The 16,719-nt window shown below is 61.5% G+C and carries 16 protein-coding genes; 9 read left to right on the forward strand and 7 right to left on the reverse strand.

The features are described 5' to 3' along the window. The first annotated feature begins 35 nt into the window (after window positions 1-35). The 6 genes from oppB to AMK02_RS15680 all read left to right on the forward strand — a co-directional run bounded on the left by oppB (window position 36) and on the right by AMK02_RS15680 (window position 5,485). Window positions 36-959, forward strand: a complete 924-nt coding sequence (gene oppB, locus AMK02_RS15655) for an oligopeptide ABC transporter permease OppB (protein WP_064804180.1) — start codon at window positions 36-38, stop codon at window positions 957-959. After that, window positions 956-1,873, forward strand: coding sequence for an ABC transporter permease (locus AMK02_RS15660; protein WP_064804183.1), 918 nt, complete (start codon window positions 956-958; stop codon window positions 1,871-1,873). The genes oppB and AMK02_RS15660 overlap by 4 nt, the downstream gene beginning before the upstream one ends. A gap of 1 nt (window position 1,874) precedes the next feature. Further along, window positions 1,875-2,876, forward strand: a complete 1,002-nt coding sequence (locus tag AMK02_RS15665; protein WP_064804185.1) for an ABC transporter ATP-binding protein — start codon at window positions 1,875-1,877, stop codon at window positions 2,874-2,876. Further along, on the forward strand, window positions 2,869-3,855 hold the full coding sequence (locus AMK02_RS15670; protein WP_064804187.1) for an ABC transporter ATP-binding protein: 987 nt from the start codon (window positions 2,869-2,871) through the stop codon (window positions 3,853-3,855). The genes AMK02_RS15665 and AMK02_RS15670 overlap by 8 nt, the downstream gene beginning before the upstream one ends. A gap of 179 nt (window positions 3,856-4,034) precedes the next feature. Beyond that, entirely contained in the window at window positions 4,035-4,376 is a 342-nt protein-coding gene (locus AMK02_RS15675) for a hypothetical protein (protein WP_064804189.1), read from the forward strand. Between the two features lie 221 nt (window positions 4,377-4,597). After that, entirely contained in the window at window positions 4,598-5,485 is an 888-nt protein-coding gene (locus AMK02_RS15680) for a sugar kinase (protein ID WP_064804191.1), read from the forward strand. Between the two features lie 83 nt (window positions 5,486-5,568). Here AMK02_RS15680 and gstI read toward each other — a convergent pair whose 3' ends face one another. Then, window positions 5,569-5,760: a glutamine synthetase translation inhibitor GstI gene (gene gstI, locus AMK02_RS15685; protein WP_064804193.1), complete on the reverse strand. Its 192-nt coding sequence runs from the start codon at window positions 5,758-5,760 to the stop codon at window positions 5,569-5,571. Window positions 5,761-6,191: 431 nt separating this feature from the next. Between gstI and AMK02_RS15690 the strand changes: the two genes are divergently transcribed. Both AMK02_RS15690 and AMK02_RS15695 read left to right on the forward strand, forming a co-directional pair. Beyond that, a complete protein-coding gene (locus AMK02_RS15690; protein WP_064804195.1) occupies window positions 6,192-7,232 on the forward strand; it encodes a glutamine synthetase beta-grasp domain-containing protein in 1,041 nt (346 codons plus the stop codon). Between the two features lie 237 nt (window positions 7,233-7,469). Next, window positions 7,470-8,651 (forward strand): glycosyltransferase family 4 protein, encoded by a 1,182-nt coding sequence (locus AMK02_RS15695; protein WP_064804197.1) that lies wholly within the window; start codon window positions 7,470-7,472, stop codon window positions 8,649-8,651. A 282-nt stretch (window positions 8,652-8,933) separates the two neighbouring features. Here AMK02_RS15695 and der read toward each other — a convergent pair whose 3' ends face one another. From der to AMK02_RS15710, 3 genes are all read right to left on the reverse strand, one after another. Beyond that, the gene (gene der / locus AMK02_RS15700; protein WP_064804199.1) at window positions 8,934-10,355 is read right to left on the reverse strand and encodes a ribosome biogenesis GTPase Der; all 1,422 of its coding nucleotides are present in this window, start codon (window positions 10,353-10,355) and stop codon (window positions 8,934-8,936) included. Window positions 10,356-10,371: 16 nt separating this feature from the next. Continuing rightward, complete coding sequence (locus AMK02_RS15705; RefSeq protein WP_064804201.1) at window positions 10,372-11,055, reverse strand: tetratricopeptide repeat protein; 684 nt, start codon at window positions 11,053-11,055, stop codon at window positions 10,372-10,374. Window positions 11,056-11,160: 105 nt separating this feature from the next. Beyond that, window positions 11,161-11,745, reverse strand: a complete 585-nt coding sequence (locus AMK02_RS15710) for an NnrU family protein (protein WP_064804203.1) — start codon at window positions 11,743-11,745, stop codon at window positions 11,161-11,163. A 121-nt stretch (window positions 11,746-11,866) separates the two neighbouring features. Here AMK02_RS15710 and AMK02_RS15715 point away from each other — a divergent pair, with 121 nt between their 5' ends. Next, entirely contained in the window at window positions 11,867-12,856 is a 990-nt protein-coding gene (locus AMK02_RS15715; RefSeq protein WP_064804205.1) for a hypothetical protein, read from the forward strand. A 223-nt stretch (window positions 12,857-13,079) separates the two neighbouring features. Here the strand turns inward: AMK02_RS15715 and sbmA are convergent, their stop codons facing one another. The 3 genes from sbmA to map all read right to left on the reverse strand — a co-directional run bounded on the left by sbmA (window position 13,080) and on the right by map (window position 16,711). Then, on the reverse strand, window positions 13,080-14,345 hold the full coding sequence (gene sbmA / locus AMK02_RS15720) for a peptide antibiotic transporter SbmA (protein ID WP_064804207.1): 1,266 nt from the start codon (window positions 14,343-14,345) through the stop codon (window positions 13,080-13,082). 123 nt (window positions 14,346-14,468) lie between these two features. Then, the gene (locus tag AMK02_RS15725) at window positions 14,469-15,653 is read right to left on the reverse strand and encodes a YbfB/YjiJ family MFS transporter (protein ID WP_064806266.1); all 1,185 of its coding nucleotides are present in this window, start codon (window positions 15,651-15,653) and stop codon (window positions 14,469-14,471) included. Window positions 15,654-15,952: 299 nt separating this feature from the next. Further along, window positions 15,953-16,711: a type I methionyl aminopeptidase gene (gene map / locus AMK02_RS15730; RefSeq protein WP_064804208.1), complete on the reverse strand. Its 759-nt coding sequence runs from the start codon at window positions 16,709-16,711 to the stop codon at window positions 15,953-15,955. Between the last annotated feature and the right edge of the window lie 8 nt (window positions 16,712-16,719).

Raw genomic sequence — 16,719 nt, forward strand, 5'->3', positions numbered from 1 at the left:
TTCCCGCACACTGCGGGAAGGACCGGCCCACGACCATGATCAAATATGCTCTCCGTCGCCTGCTGTCGACGATCCCCGTCATGTGGATCGCCGTGACAGCCTCGTTTTTCGTCCTGCGCCTCGCTCCCGGCGGCCCCTTCGATGGCGAAAGGCCATTGCCGCCGGTGATCCTCAAAAATCTCGCGGCCCATTACAATCTCGACAAGCCGCTGATCCAGCAATACCTGCTCTACGTCGGAGATCTGCTCAAGGGCGATCTCGGCCCCTCCTTCTCCAGCGAGGATTTTAGCGTCGCTCAGCAGATCATGATCGGTCTGCCCTATACCTTCACGATCGGCACGGCCGCTTTCCTGCTCGCCATCCTCGTCGGCGTGACCGTCGGCTGTCTCGGGGCGCTCCATCAGAACAAGGCGCCGGATTACATTCTCGGCAGCCTCATCCTGATCGGCGTCGTGCTGCCGAACTTCCTGATCGCGCCGATCCTGCAATTGATCTTCGGCATCCATCTCGCCTGGTTTCCGGTTGGCGGCTGGGGTGACGGCTCGCTCAAATTCCTTGTCCTGCCGATCGTCGTCCTGGCCCTGCCCCATGCCGGGCGCATCTCGCGCATAACCCGCGGCTCGATGATCGAAGTGATGAACCAGAACTTCATCCGCACTGCCAAGGCCAAGGGCATCGGCCCGCGGCTGACGGTAATGCGCCACGCGCTGAAGCCTGCGCTGATGCCTGTCGTCTCCTATCTCGGACCGGCAGCAAGCTACCTTCTCACCGGCTCGCTCGTTGTCGAGAGCATCTTCGGATTGCCCGGCATCGGCCGCTACTTCGTCAATGCGGCGTTGAACCGCGATTACGGCATGGTTCTCGGTACGGTCATCTTCTACATGGTGCTGATCGTATTCCTGAACCTTCTCGTCGATATCGCCTATGCGTGGCTCGACCCGAAAGTGAGAAACCGATGATCCTCAACCCCGCAAAACGCGAGCTGCTCGCCGAGGAACTGCTGCAGGCGGAGGGCCTCGCGCCCGAAGGCCGTTCGCTGACCAAGGATGCACTGCGCCGGCTCGGACGCAACAAGGCGGCCGTCCTGTCGATCGCCGTCCTGGCGCTGCTGATCCTCGCCGCCTTCCTCGGTCCCTGGTTCATTCCCTTCAACTATGAGGACCCGGATTGGGCCGCCTTCCGCATTCCGCCCTCGATCGAAACCGGCCATTATTTCGGCACCGACCCGAACGGCCGCGACCTGCTTGCCCGCGTCCTCTACGGCACCCGCGTCTCGCTGGCAGTCGCACTGACGGCAACCATCGTCTCGGTCGTAATCGGCGTGCTTTACGGCGCAATCTCGGGCTATATCGGCGGCAGGCTCGATGCCATCATGATGCGTTTCGTCGACATCATGTACGCGCTTCCCTATATCCTTTTCGTCATCCTGCTGATGGTGATCTTCGGCCGCAACGTCTATCTGCTCTTTGCCGCGATCGGCGCGCTGGAATGGCTGACCATGGCCCGCATCGTGCGCGGCCAGACGCTGTCGATCAAGCATCGCGAATTCATCGAAGCGGCCCGCGCATCCGGGCAGCGGCCGTTCAAGATCATTGTCAAGCACATCATCCCGAACCTCGTCGGCCCCGTCGTCATCTTCGCGGCGCTGACCGTGCCTGAAATCATCGCCACCGAAAGCTTCCTCTCCTATCTCGGCTTCGGCGTGCAGGAACCGCTGACCTCGCTCGGCACGCTGATCGCGGAAGGGACCGATGCGATGGAAAGCATGCCCTGGCTGCTGATCTTCCCGGCAAGCTTCCTCGTCGCCCTGCTGCTCAGCCTGCTTTTCATCGGCGACGGCCTGCGCGACGCGTTCGACCCGAAGGATCGATAGAATGCTCCAAGAAAAAGACATCCTCCTCGAACTCAAGGATTACTCGATCACCTTTGCGACCCCAGACGGCGACGTGAAGGCGGTGTCCAACATGAACCTCACCGTCCGGCGCGGCGAGCGCATCGCCATCGTCGGCGAGTCCGGCTCCGGCAAGAGCCAGACCTTCCTCGGCATCATGGGCCTTCTCGCCAAGAACGGCAAAACGACGGGACAGGCACTGCTCGAAGGCAAGGACGTGCTGTCGCTGAAACCGCGCGGGCTCGACCAGATCCGCGGCAAGGACATGGCCATGGTCTTCCAGGACCCGATGACAGCGCTGAACCCGTCGCTGAAGATTTCCCGGCAGTTGACGGAACAGCTGGAGGTTCACCGCGGCCTGACGGCGCGCGCCGCATCGGACGCTGCCCTCGACATGCTCAAACGCGTCGGCATTCCCGACCCGATGCGGCGCTTCCACCTTTATCCGCACGAACTGTCAGGCGGCATGCGCCAGCGCATCGTCATCGCCATGGCGCTGCTCACCAAGCCGAAGCTCCTGATTGCCGACGAGCCGACGACGGCGCTCGACGTCACCATCCAGGCGCAGATCCTCGATCTCTTCAACGATCTGACGGCGGAGATGAACACAGCGCTCATCATGATCACCCACGATCTCGGCGTCGTCGCCGGCCTCGCCGACCGCGTCGCCGTCATGTATGCCGGCCGCATCGTCGAGGAAGCGCCTGTCGACGAACTCTTCGATAGTCCCGCCCATCCCTATACGGCGGCGCTGCATGCCTCTATCCCGCGCCCGGACCAGGATGTCGACCACCTCGTCGTCATCCCCGGCCGCCCGCCGAACCTGCAGCACCTGCCGAAGGGCTGCAATTTCTCGCCGCGCTGTTCGCAGGTCCAGGACGATTGCATCGATCGTCCGCCTCCCCTCGAACCGTTGGCACCGCGCCACTGTGCGGCCTGCTACCATCCCTTTCCACGCCGTGAGGAGTTGCTGAACCATGGCTGACCGATCACTGCTGAGGGTCGAAAACCTCACCACCCAGTTCGAACTGCCGGCGAAAGGCCTCTTTAAGCCGCCGGTCTTCCTTACCGCCGTCAACAATGTCAGCTTCGATCTCGCCGAAGGCCGCACACTCGGAGTCGTCGGCGAATCCGGCTGCGGCAAATCCACGCTCGGCCGTTCCATCCTGCGGCTGTTGAAATCGCAGAAGGGCCGCATCCTCTGGCAGGGCCGCAATCTTCTCGACCTGTCGGAGGAGGAAATGCGCGCCGCGCGGCGCGACATGCAGATCATCTTCCAGGATCCGATCGCCTCGCTCGACCCGCGCATGACGGTCGGAGACATCATCGCCGAGCCCCTGACCGTCTTCGAAACGAAGCTTTCGAAGGCCGAGCGTACCCAGCGCGTGCGCGAAATCATGAGCGCCGTCGGCCTCGTGCCGGAGATGATCAACCGCTATCCGCACGAATTCTCCGGCGGCCAGGCGCAACGCATCGGGATAGCGCGGGCAATCGTCACCAAACCGAAGCTCATCGTCTGCGACGAGCCGGTTTCGGCTCTCGACGTTTCGATCCAAGGCCAGGTCATTACGCTCCTGCGCAAGCTGCGAAAGGAATTCGGCCTGACGCTGATCTTCATCAGCCACGACCTCTCCGTCGTGCGCCTGATCTCCGACGATGTGCTGGTGCTCTATCTCGGCCGCGTGGTGGAATCAGGCGACTGCGCCACCGTCTTCGATCATCCCGCCCACCCCTATACCCAGGCGCTCTTTTCTGCGGCCCCAATCCCGGATCCGAAGCTCGCGCGCCTGCGCACCCGCATCCGCCTACAGGGCGATCCGCCCTCGCCGCTGAATCCGCCGAAAGGCTGCGTCTTCTCTCCCCGCTGCTGGAAGGCGACCGACATCTGCCGCACCGAAATGCCGCCGACCGAGGAAGTCCGGCCCGGCCAGAAGGCCGCCTGTTATCATATGGACAGACCGTGATTGAGGGAGGGTCGCATGAAGGGGCCTTCGCCTTTTCCAAACGCTTTGTCACGTCCCCTTCGCGGCGAAACGGCCAAAACACAGTTACTTCGGAATCTATAGTCTCCGCTAAGAAAGATTTAGATGCGGATATGCTATGTCTTTCTCCGCCTAATCATAGGCTATGGGGAACTGCATATATGAAATCGAAACTGTCCGGATTGATTGCGCTTGCCGCCGCGATCGTCGCCACCTCCGCCGTATCGTCGCATGCCGAAGATTTGAAATTCCAGCTCACCAACGGGACCAAGTCCGTCCTGACGCGCTTCTACAGCTCGCCGACAGGCGTCAACAGCTGGGAAGAAGACGTGTTCGGCGAGGATGTCCTCAATCCGGGCGAGACCGTGAACATCACCATCGCCGACGGCCGCACCGTCTGCAAATACGACATGCGCTTCGAATTCGACGAAGACTCGGACCTCGACACCACCGAAGACACGCAGGATCTTTGCGAGCTCGGCAGCTACACCATCCACGAATAAACACCCTTCGCGCTCGCCCGCCTTCGCTTGCCCGCGAAGGCGGCTTTCGGTTCCTTGTCGCAATGGCGCTCGCAATATCGACGCTTGTCACTCCGCCCGGCTCCGCGTATCAGCGGATGAAGCGTTAATTCAAAGCGATAGAGCGACCTGTTGCATCAGCGGCGCTCCTATGCCGGGAGGACAAGGTGAACGGAAGACGGTTTCTGTCGATCGGTGAATGCATGGTGGAGCTCTCTCAGGCCGGCGACGGCCTGCTGCGCAAGGGCTTTGCCGGCGATACCTTCAATACCGCCTGGTATGCCCGCGCTTGCCTCGGACCCGATTGGTCGGTCGATTATTTCACCGCGCTCGGTGACGACGCCATGTCGGACGAGATGGCTGCCTTTATCGCAGGGGCGGGTATCGGCACAAACCTCATCCGCCGCATCAAGGGCAAGACGCCGGGCCTCTACATGATCAACCTGAAGAACGGCGAACGCTCCTTCAGCTATTGGCGCGACAGTTCGGCCGCCCGTAGCCTGGCTGCCGATCCGGATCTTCTGCGCGAGGCGGTGGAGAGCGCCGATCTCGTTTATTTCTCCGGCATCACCCTTGCCATCCTGCCGCAGGAGGATGCCGCAACGCTGCTCTCCGAAATCCGCCGCGCCAAGGCAGCCGGCAAGCTCGTGGTGTTCGACCCGAACATCCGTCCCCGCCTGTGGTCGAGCTACGATGTCATGCATACGACGATCAGCGAAGGCGCTCGCTCCTCCGTGCTCGTCATGCCGAGCTTTGATGACGAGGCCGCTCATTTCGGCGACGATTCCATCGAGGCGACCATTCATCGCTACCGCGCGCTGGGCGCTCTCAATATCGTGGTCAAGAATGGCGCGGACGGTGTCAACTTGAATTTCGGCGGCGAGGAGACCTTCGTTCCGGCCGAAAAGGTCAAGAAGGTCGTCGACACCACCAGCGCCGGCGACAGTTTCAATGGTGCCTTCCTCGCACGATATCTTGAGAGTCAGGACGCGCCGGCAGCCGCCCGCTTCGCCGCAGGCGTGGCGGCTCGCGTCGTCAGCGAGCATGGCGCGTTGGTTGCAAGAGAAAAACTCGGGTTGAGCGATCGCTGAACCCGCGCATGACCACGGCGCAGGTATGCCATGCGCGGGCGCTCCCGCCTTATCGGCATTCTTCCCCGTTAAGGGCGTAAAAATCAGGACTTCGTCGGCCGATCCGTCTCGCGAACCGCCTCGTCATGATACCAGCAGCTGTCGAGCGCGGCGTCGCAGACATCAGCCGCCTCGCGCTCCATCAGCCTGGCGCGTTCGAATCGGTTGGCGGCCCGCGTCGGCTTAACGGGAAACTGGTAGATCGTCGCGGATTCACGATGGAAACCGGTGGGCATGAGATCGCCTCCATTCCGTTCGGCGCATCGATATCAGGACTGCGACCATAGCATGATGCACATACTTTATGCAAATTGCACAAAATATATGCATGAAGTAACTATGATTGATCCATATGCTGTCTATGACTGAAGCTTCCGCCTATTTGTTCAACACTTCACCATTTCGAACTAACGCCCAAATTTTCATCCGGTTCCGAGGCAGGAAACCTCTTTATCCTCCTGATGAATCAGCCTTCGATCGTTCAAACGGGCTCCTTTCGAGAAAGGGAAAAGTGCGGATCGACAGGCCGATTTAAGATTTTTCTTTTGTCGGCAATCAAACTGGCACGCTACGTGCTTCGATAGGTGCATCCCCTGGCGGTCGGATGCGTTTGCGCGCCCAGATCGTCTCCGGGTTTGCTCACCTTCGTCGCATTGAGAGAGTCACGATGACAAAATATAAGCTCGAGTATATTTGGCTCGATGGGTACACCCCGGTACCGAACCTGCGTGGCAAGACGCAGATCAAGGAATTCGACGCATTCCCAACGCTGGAACAGCTTCCGCTCTGGGGCTTCGACGGCTCGTCGACCATGCAGGCCGAAGGCCGCAGCTCCGATTGCGTACTGAAGCCCGTCGCCATCTATCCCGACCCGGCCCGCACCAACGGCGTGCTCGTCATGTGCGAAGTCATGATGCCCGATGGCGTCACACCGCACCCGAGCAACGCCCGCGCCACCATCCTCGACGACGAAGATGCCTGGTTCGGCTTCGAGCAGGAATATTTCTTCTACCAGAACGGCCGCCCGCTCGGCTTCCCCGAGCAGGGTTATCCGGCTCCGCAGGGCCCCTACTACACCGGCGTCGGCTATTCTAATGTCGGCGACGTCGCCCGCGAAATCGTCGAAGAGCATCTCGATCTTTGCCTCGCTGCCGGCATCAACCACGAAGGCATCAACGCCGAAGTGGCCAAGGGCCAGTGGGAATTCCAGATTTTCGGCAAGGGCTCCAAGAAGGCCGCCGACCAGATCTGGATGGCACGCTACCTGCTGCAGCGTCTGACCGAAAAATACGGCATCGACATCGAATATCACTGCAAGCCGCTCGGCGACACCGACTGGAACGGCTCGGGCATGCATTGCAACTTCTCGACCAAGTACATGCGCGAAGTCGGCGGCAAGGCCTACTTCGAAGCGCTGATGGCGCAGTTCGAAAAGAACCTGATGGACCACATCAACGTCTACGGTCCTGACAACGACAAGCGCCTGACCGGCAAGCACGAAACCGCTCCGTGGAACAAGTTCTCCTACGGCGTTGCCGACCGTGGCGCTTCGATCCGCGTGCCGCACTCCTTCGTCAAGAACGACTACAAGGGCTATCTGGAAGATCGCCGCCCGAACTCGCAGGGCTGCCCCTATCAGATCGCTTCGCAGGTCCTGAAGACGATCTCGGAAGTTCCGCTCGCCGGTTCGGCTTCCGCTGCCGCCTAACCTCCCAAGCGGCGCCGGTCCCCGACCGGCGCCGTCATTCTTTCTGCCTGAAAACTGCGATCAGCCTCTGACATATTCGCGCGATCGAGCCGCTAAAAGCCTGAAAACACTGGCAAGCGGCTGTAATATTTCCATCATGGTCATGCCTCAAAATAAGCGGGCGGGAATCGCCGTTCCGGAACCCCGCTTTGGGGTTGAGCGTTGACAGATCACTGCAACGCGGATGGAAATCGCGACATGCTGCAACGTCCGGCAAATACTTACAGCGGCGAGAGCTGGGCCAATGCCGCAGCCGCCGGAAACCTGCCGGAAAGGCTAGTGATCGTTACCGACGCCTGGCACCCGCAGGTCAATGGAGTCGTCCGCTCGATCGAGAACACCAATCGCGAACTGGCGAAAATGGGTGTCGAGGTTGCGATGGTGACCCCGGAGCGTTTCCACAGCATCCCCTGCCCGACCTATCCGGAAATCCGCCTGTCGATTGCCAGTTACCGACGTGTCGCGCGAGAGATCGAAAAGCACAATCCGACCTATGTGCATATCGCGACTGAAGGTCCGCTGGGATTGACCGCCCGCCGCTGGTGCCTGCGCAAGCGCATGCCTTTCTCCACCAGCTATCACACACGCTTTCCGGAATATGTTTCCGCCCGCCTGCCGATCCCGGAGAGCTGGCTCTACGCCTTCGTGCGTTGGTTCCACAATGGCGGCGCCGGCTGCATGGTGGCGACGCCAAGCCTTGCTCGCGAATTGTCCGCGAGAGGCATCAAGAACCTGATGCCCTGGACCCGCGGCATCGACGCCACGCAATTCCATCCGATGCCGCTTGAGCCGGAGCCCCTTGGCCTGCCTCGGCCGATTTTCATGACCGTCGGCCGCGTGGCGCTGGAAAAGAATCTGCCGGCATTTCTCGATCTCGAGCTGCCGGGCTCCAAGGTCGTCGTCGGCGATGGTCCGGCGCGCGCCGAACTGGAGCAGCGTTATCCGAACGTCCATTTCACTGGCGTGAAATTCGGCGAGGATCTGGCGAAAATCTACGCTCAGGCCGACGTCTTCGTCTTCCCCTCGCTCACCGACACCTTCGGCAACACCATTCTCGAAGCATTGGCATCGGGCGTGCCGGTCGCCGCCTACCCGGTCACCGGCCCTCTCGATATCATCGGCGAGGACAGCGAGGTCGGAGCACTCGACGCCGACCTGCAGGCCGCGTGCCTGGCCGCTCTCTCCGCCTCGCGCACCAAGGCGCGTGAGCTTGCCATGCAATATTCCTGGGAAGCGGCAACGCAGCAATTCATCAACAATATTCGCGCTGCCAATGGGGTCATCACGCCCAAGTGGAAAAAGGCTTGGCAATTCGCTAAGTCGCTTCCAAGAAGCAGAAAGCCCGGCGAAACCGCCGGGCCTCTCCCATCCGGAGATTGATCAGTTCTTTCTGTGCAGGGCGCTGCGAAGCGTGTCGTCGCCGCTAGACGAGCAGGAGAACGGTCGCGCCTGAGGTCACCCTCCTCTGCCCTGCCGGACATCTCCCCCACAAAGGGGAGATCAACTCGGAGATGGAATCTCATCAAATAATCAACGTTAGAGCGAGCGGGTCCGCCGATCCGATCTCCCTCCTTGTGGGGGAGATGCCCGGCAGGGCAGAGGGGGATGCCACACGACGGCGCAACAATGCCGCGTAAGACCCCAATCAGCACAAGCCCAGCCCTACGTCCGCCTCTTCTTCGACTCGTACGGATTATCAGGCGAACGGAAATGGATGCGGATCGGCACGCTCGGCATGTCGAAATCCGCACGCAACCCATTGATCAGGTAGCGCGTATAGGATTCCGGCAGCGCATCCGAGCGGGTGCAGGAGATCATGAAGGCCGGCGGGCGGGCCTTGACCTGCGTCATGTATTTCAGCTTGATGCGGCGGCCGGAAACGGCCGGTGGCGGATGCTGGATCTGCTGCGTCTCCAGCCAGCGGTTGAGCCGCGCCGTCGAAATACGCTTGTTCCAGACCCTGTCGGTATCGATGATCGACTGCATCAGCTTGTCGAGGCCCCAGCCGGTCTGGCCGGAGATCGGCACGGCGCGGATGCCGCGCGCCTGCGGCAGCAGCCGGTCAGTCTTTTCGCGCAGATCGGCAAGCACCGCCTGGCGGTCTTCGATCATGTCCCACTTGTTGAAGGCAAGCACTGCTGCACGCCCCTCGCGCAGCACAAGGTCGACGATCTGCAGGTCCTGCTTCTCGAAGGGAATCGTCGCATCGAAAACGATGACGACGGTTTCGGCGAAGCGGATGGCCCGCAGGGCATCGGCGACCGAAAGCTTCTCCAGCTTCTCGGTCACTCGCGCCTTGCGTCGCATGCCGGCCGTATCGAACATCTTGATGGTACGGCCACGCCAGTCCCATTCCACCGAAATGGAATCGCGGGTAATGCCTGCCTCCGGGCCGGTCAGCAGCCGATCCTCGCCGAGGAAGCGGTTGATGAGGGTCGATTTGCCCGCATTCGGCCGGCCAACGATCGCCACCCGGAGTGGTTTGGTCTCGTCGTAGGCTGGTTCTTCGTCCTCGTCTTCACCCTCATCGGCCGAATGGGGAATATCGACGTCCGTGACGGCAACATCCTCCTTGGCATAGGCCCGGTCCTTGCCGATCGCCTCGACGATCGCGTCGCGCAGGTCGAGCATGCCCTGACCGTGCTCGGCCGAAATCGGCGTCGGCTCGCCCAACCCCAGCGTATAGGCGTCGTAGAAGCCGCTGTCGGAGCCGCGCGCCTCGGATTTGTTGGCGACGAGCACCACCGGCTTGCCGCGCCGGCGCAGCATTTCGGCAAGAGCGGTATCGACGGGCGTCAGCCCATTCTTGGCGTCGACGACGAAAAGCGATAGATCGGCCTCGTCGATCGCCGCTTCCGTCTGAGCGCGCATCCGGCCCTGCAGGCTCTCCTCGTCGGCTTCCTCCAGACCGGCCGTGTCGATAATCGTAAAGGTCAGTCCCATCAGCCGCGCATCACCCGGCCGGCGGTCACGGGTGACGCCTGGTGTATCGTCGACGAGCGCCAGCTTCTTGCCCACCAGGCGGTTGAAAAGCGTCGACTTGCCGACATTCGGACGACCGACGATGGCGACCGTGAAACTCATGCTTTTTCCTTAAAACTCAGCCCTGCGCGGCGGGCGCCTTGCCGGATGCGGTAATGAGATCAAGCATCATCTGCGCGCGATTGGCAACAGGACGCGGGCTGCCCGCGTCGTCGACAATCGACTGGAACCATTGCCGCGCCTGCGCCATGTTGTCGGCCTTGTAGGCGGCCAGACCGAGTGCTTCGCGCGCCGAATGGCGGAAAGCGTTGCTCGGCACGGCCATTTCTTCGATCGCGGCCGAAACCTGCTCATAAGAGCCGTTCTCGATCAGCAGCCAGCCCGCGCGCATTTTGGCGACATCACGCACGGCAGCCGGAACGCTGTTGTCTTTGCCGATCTCGTTGAAGGCGGCGATCGCAGCAGCAGCATCGCCCTTTTGCGCCTGGACGGTCGCCGCCCGCATGCGCGCCAGCACCGGATAGGCGCCATGGCCCTCCTTCTCCAGCTTTTCAAGCGCGGCCAGCGCCTCGTCGTTCTTGTTCTCGTCGGCAAGCTTCATCGCCGCCAGAAACCGGTCGCCGGCGCCGGAGGAGCGGGTATCGTCCCAATATTCGTAGAGAACCTTGCCGGCGGTGCCGAGAACGATCAGAATGGCGACGACAATGATATAGCGGCCGAACCGGCGCCAAACGCCCTTCATCTGGTCTGACCGCAATTCCTCATTGACTTCACGGATGAAGCTGTCGTCGTTGAATGCCATTCTCGTCTCCGGCCGCGGAAATACCTATACGCATGTGCATGACACGCACATTTCCGGCCTTCTACCCCATTTTGCCGCCGTTGTAAGGGGGATGTGAAAGATTCGTCACATGGCGAGCGGCGAAACGCCGATCAGCCATTCGTGCAGCTTCCAGATGATCAGCGCCCAGAGGACGATGCCGATAAAGGCGGCATAGACGTCGTACTTGGCCGAGACGAAGGGCCGGAGCGTGATTTCCCCCGCCCGCTCGCGGCGCTTGAGCGAAATGCGCACGATCACGCCCCAGGCAAGGAAGGCCGCAAACAGCAGCACCGACGACGTCTCGCCATTGGCAAGCAGATGCGCCAGCGCCCAGATCTTCACCGAGAGCACCATCGGATGTTTGGTCTTGGTCGCAATATGCCCCGCCGGCAACAGCGAGGCGACGAGACAGATCATCGCGATCAACATCAGCGTGATTGATATATGCGCCATCCAGACCGGCGGATTGTAGAGCATGCCGGTCACCTGCCGAGCCTGCCCGAAACCATAGATCAACAGGATTAGCGTGAGGATGCTCGCAACCGAATACCCGGCCCGCCAGCCATTCTCGCCGAGGCGCGCGATCATCGAGCGGCGCAGATCCGGAGCCACCACCCGCACCAGATGCACCCCGAGAAAAAGTATGATGCCGACGATAAGCAGTGCCATTGCGGTCCCTTCCGTGCAGTTTGACATGACTTAGCGGTTGGCGGGAAAAAATGCCAGTTGTGACCGCAGCTTCGCCGCAATTCTATCGGAGGGAAACCGCGAACAAATTGTCGCGGTGCCCATGTCTCGTCCTCTCCTCGCCACCTGTCTGGTTGCCTCTCTCGTTCTTCCCGCGGCGGCAGAGGCGGCCGACCGGCCGAAGCAGCTCGTCATCATCTCCTTTGACGGCGCCCACGACAACGCGCTCTGGCTGAAGAGCCGCGAGATGGCGGCGAAGAACGGCGCCCATTTCACCTATTTCCTTTCCTGCACCTTCCTGATGAACGAGGCGGCGAAGAAGGCATACCAGGCGCCGCACCAGAAACGCGGGAAATCCAATGTCGGCTTTGCCCGGAGCGACGACGAGATCCGCGAGCGCCTCGGCAATATCTGGCACGCCCATCTCGAAGGTCACGACATAGCAAGCCATGCCTGCGGCCATTTCGACGGCCGCCTCTGGAGCGAGGCCGACTGGTCCGCCGAATACGCAACCTTCCATGCCACATTGAAAAGTGCCTGGAAGAGCGTCGGCCTCGATGAACCCGCCGGCTGGCAGGATCTGGTCGATCACGGCATCAAGGGCTTTCGCGCTCCCTATCTCTCGGCGACGGCGGGCGCCGACATGATCGCCGCCGAGAAGAAGGCGGGCTTCACCTATGATGCAAGCCTCGTCACCAAGGGTCCGGCCGTGCCTGTCGAAGAAGACGGCATCCTCCGCTTCGGCCTTCCCCTGATCCCAGAAGGTCCGAACGAAAAGCCGATCATCGGCATGGACTACAATCTCTTCGTCCGCCATTCCAAGGGTGAGGAGGACAGCGCGGATTCGAAGGCATTCGAAAACCGCGCCTACGCCGCGTTCTCCCAGGCTTTCGACCGCCAATATAATGGCGACCGCATCCCCCTCCAGCTCGGCTTCCATTTCGTGGAAATGAACGGCGGCGCCTACTGGCGCGCGCTCGACCGCCTGGTTAGCGACGTCTGCCACCGGGCGGATGTCGGCTGCGTCAGCTATTCGGAAGCCATACCGATGATCAAGGCGCGTGGGAAATTGGAGCAGACCTCAGGGCTCTGACGAAAGCTTTTGAGAACGAGGGGTGGTGCCGTGTGGCCCCTCATCCGCCCTGACGGGTTCTCCCCTCTGGGGAGAAGAGGGAATCGCAAAGTCGACGAAAATTCTCTCAAGCGATGGATAAAGGCGAGGCATTGCCACGAGTCTCTTCTCCCCTCGGGGGGAAGGTGGCGGCAGCCGGATGAGGGGGCCGCACGGCACCACCTCGCCCGCCAGCCAAATCCCATCAACCATCCGCATGCACGACACCCGCCTCGCGCTCCAGATAGTGCCGATCGATGGCAGGCAGCGGCTCGTCGTCGATGGCTGCCTCGAAGGCCTTGAGGCGCTTGTGGATGGACAGCAGCTCGATGATCGTCGTCCAGGAATTGACCAGATACTGGAACGAGTTGCTGACTTGGCCGAAGGCGGTCGAGATCTGCTGAAAGATACCGTAGGTGATCGTCCCGGCCACGATCGTCGGCACCAGCATGAAGATCACGAAAAGCGCGTCCGCCTGAATGTAGAAATAGCGGGCGACATTGAAATACATGTAGTGGAAATACATGCGGAAATAGTTCCGCCGAACGTTGTTGAAAAGCTCCCTGACCGTCAGCGGTTGCGCCCGCTCCGCATGGTCCTCGCCGTAGACGAGTTCCTTGCGATAGGCGGCTTCTACGCGCTGATTGCGGAAGTTCAGGCCCGGCAGCTTGATACCGGCGGCCGCCAGAAGCAGCGTGCCGAATGCCGACCAGAAGAGCGCCAGCCAGAAGAGCGAATTCGCCAGCGGTCCGATGACCGGCAGCTCGGTCACATAATGTGATAGTGCCAGAAGGATCGGAAGGAACACCACGAGCGTCATCACCGAATTGATGAGGCTGATACCGAGACCTTCGAGCGTGCTCGAAAAACGCATCGTGTCTTCCTGCACGCGCTGCGAAGCGCCTTCGATGTGCCGCAGCTTTTCCCACTTCGACATATAGAAATCGTTCATCGCGGCGCGCCAGCGGAAGATGTAGTGGCTGGTGAAGAAGTCGGTCATGATCGACACGAACATGCTGAGGAATGCGATCTGACAGAAGACCCACATCAGGCTATAGAAATTGTCTACTGAAATGCCCGGCTGCTTCGACAGGGCATTCTGCAGAAGGTCGCCGAACGGGCGGCGCCAATTGTTGATCACGACCGTGATCTGCACGCCGAAATAAGTCACGAAAATGATGAGCGCCGAACCCCAGATCGACCACAGCTTCCACGGGTGGTGCAGCGCCCTCAGATGCCATACGCCGCAGAAGATGATCGCCGATAGAAAGAAATAGCTGTAGAACCAGATATTCTCGGGCAGCAAGAAGAAGGAAAGATCGATCGGCTGCTGCTCTTCCGGAACCGGCGCAAAGCCGAGCGACGCGCCGAGACCGGCTGCGAAGAAATACCAGCCCAATATTGAAATTAGCGTCCAGACGACAAGCGAAACGAAGAAAGTTTTCGGCTGGGGGAAGAAGGAATGAAACACGGGGGGCTTTGCTTTCCTGAACTGTGAGTCTCGGGAGTGTCGCAACACTGATTGTGCCGGAAACTACGGCAGTTCGAAGGAAGCAGCAATGGGTTTGGCCGATTGTTACGCAGATGTAACCGGTTAGGCGACTTTCCTGATGACGGGCATTACGAGCGCCGCGCAGACCAGAAGGGCGGCGGCGGCGATCACCGTCGGCACGGTGAAACTGCCTGAGCGTTCGGCGATCCAGCCGGCAACGATCGGCCCGACGATCTGGCCGAGGCCGAAGGCGGCGGTCATCATCGCCAGGATCCGCCGCGGACTCTCGGGCGAAAGCTTGCGGCCGATCTGCAGCCCGTAAGCGGTGATCGCCAGGAACGTCGCGCCGAACAGCGCGCCGCCGATCAGCGGTGCGACCGAAGGCGGTAGCGCTACAGTGGCGAGCACACCGGCCGCCTCGATGAGGAGCGCCGCGACATAGACGCCGCCGAGCCCGAGCGGCCTGACCAACGGCTTCCAGGCAAACAGCGCCACCGCCGCCGTCACACCGGCAATGAACCAGCAGAGAAATTCGACGAAAGCCCCCGTCGCCGCCATGCGTGCGATGGTGACGAGGAAGGTCGCCGTGATAACGTAGCCGAAGCCGAACATGCCGTAGGAGAGCGTGACAAGCACCATCGGCCGGCTCCAGTTGAGCGCCGGTTCCTTGCCCGTCCGCAGCGATTGCGCCGGCGCCATGGGCAAGAGCCACCAGACAATGGCGAGACTTGCCGCGCAATAGAGCGCCCCGCCGATCCAATCGGCGCGCCAGCCGCCCGGCTCGTCGTGAAAGCCAAGACCGATCAGCAGCACCATGACCGACGAAAGCGCGATGCCCGCGCCCGGCCCGCCGAAATGCGCCGCCTGCACATGGTCATTGCCGGCAGCAGTCCCGTGGCTGAGCACGATCGACGAGGTGAAAACCATTGCGAAGGCGCTGGCAAGGCCGGCCAGGAACCGGATGACCGCAAAGATCGCGACGGAATCGGTGGCCGCCATGGCGGCGAGCAGGATCGCGTTGGCAAGCAGTGCCAAGAGCGCCACCAGCCGTTCGCGCCCCGCCGCCCAACCATAGGCCGCCAGCACGGCGCCGACGAGATAACCGACGAAATTGGCCGAAGCGATAAATCCGGCATCCGCCGCAGAAAGCGGCACACCGCTCATCATGCCAGGCAGGATCGGAGTGTAAGAGAAACGCCCGAAGCCCATGGCCGCCGCCATGGCGATGGCGCCGGCAGCGGCGGTAGAGACGAGATTCGGCGGGGAGCGAGGGGGGCGGGAAAGCATGCACCGCTTATCGCGCCGCAGCACGATCGCCACAAACGAGTATTTCTGATCGATCGATCAATTCTGCGAAAGTCGACGGATGAGGCGAGCGCTCCGAGTTCGATGATGCAAGGAGCGGCGTTGCGGCGTGCTTCGAGGCTTCGACCTGTGGGCTGCGCACCTCAGCATGAGGGGCTTTGGAGGATGCCGCGCTTATAACCGCGGACGCAGGAGTATGCGAACAGCCTCCAAGAGAGCCTCATCCTGAGGCGCCCCGTAGGGGCCTCGAAGGACGAGGCGGGTGCGCTGACGATGAAACCCTACCCCCGCCCATCCGGCAAGGTCAGAATCACCGGTCCGTTCCGCGTCGCAACCACCGTGTGTTCAAATTGCACGGTCGGCGCCTTCGGATCGGCATAGAGCGTCCACGCATCGTCGCCGCCTTCGGCCCAGGTCGCGCCGAGCGAAAGAAACGGCTCGACGGTGAAGACGAGGCCATCCGTCATCACGCGTTTTTCCGAAGGGTCCGGCCAGGTTGAGAGCTCGGCCGGCTCCTCGTGGAGCGAGCGGCCGACGCCGTGGCTTGCCAGATTGGCGACCAGCGTGTAGCGGTTCTTCTGCGCGAATGCGCCGACGGCGGTGCCGATCTTTGCCAGCGGCTCGCCCGCTTTCACCTGATTAAGCCCCACCCAGAGCGCCCGCTTGCCGTCGCGGCAGAGGCGTTCGATCTTCGGCCTGACCGGCGGCATCGCAAAGGAAGCGCCGGTATCGGCGAAGAAGCCATCCTTTTCCGCCGAGACGTCGATATTGATCAGGTCTCCGGCCTGGATGACACGCGCGCCTGGAATGCCGTGGGCGATTTCTTCGTTGACGCTGATGCAGGTGGCGCCGGGAAACTGGTAGCAGAACTCCGGCGCCGAGCGCGCGCCGGAATCCTCGAGCACCTTGCGGCCGATCCGGTCGAGCTCGAGCGTCGTCATGCCAGGCTCCATCGCCGCCGCCATCACCTGGATGGCGTTGGCGCAGATCCGGCCGATCTCCTTGAGCTTTGTCAGTTCATCGTCGTTTGCGATTACCATTCGTCTCT

It is taken from the genome of Rhizobium sp. N731, from assembly GCF_001664145.1.
Taxonomy (GTDB): Bacteria; Pseudomonadota; Alphaproteobacteria; order Rhizobiales; family Rhizobiaceae; genus Rhizobium; species Rhizobium esperanzae.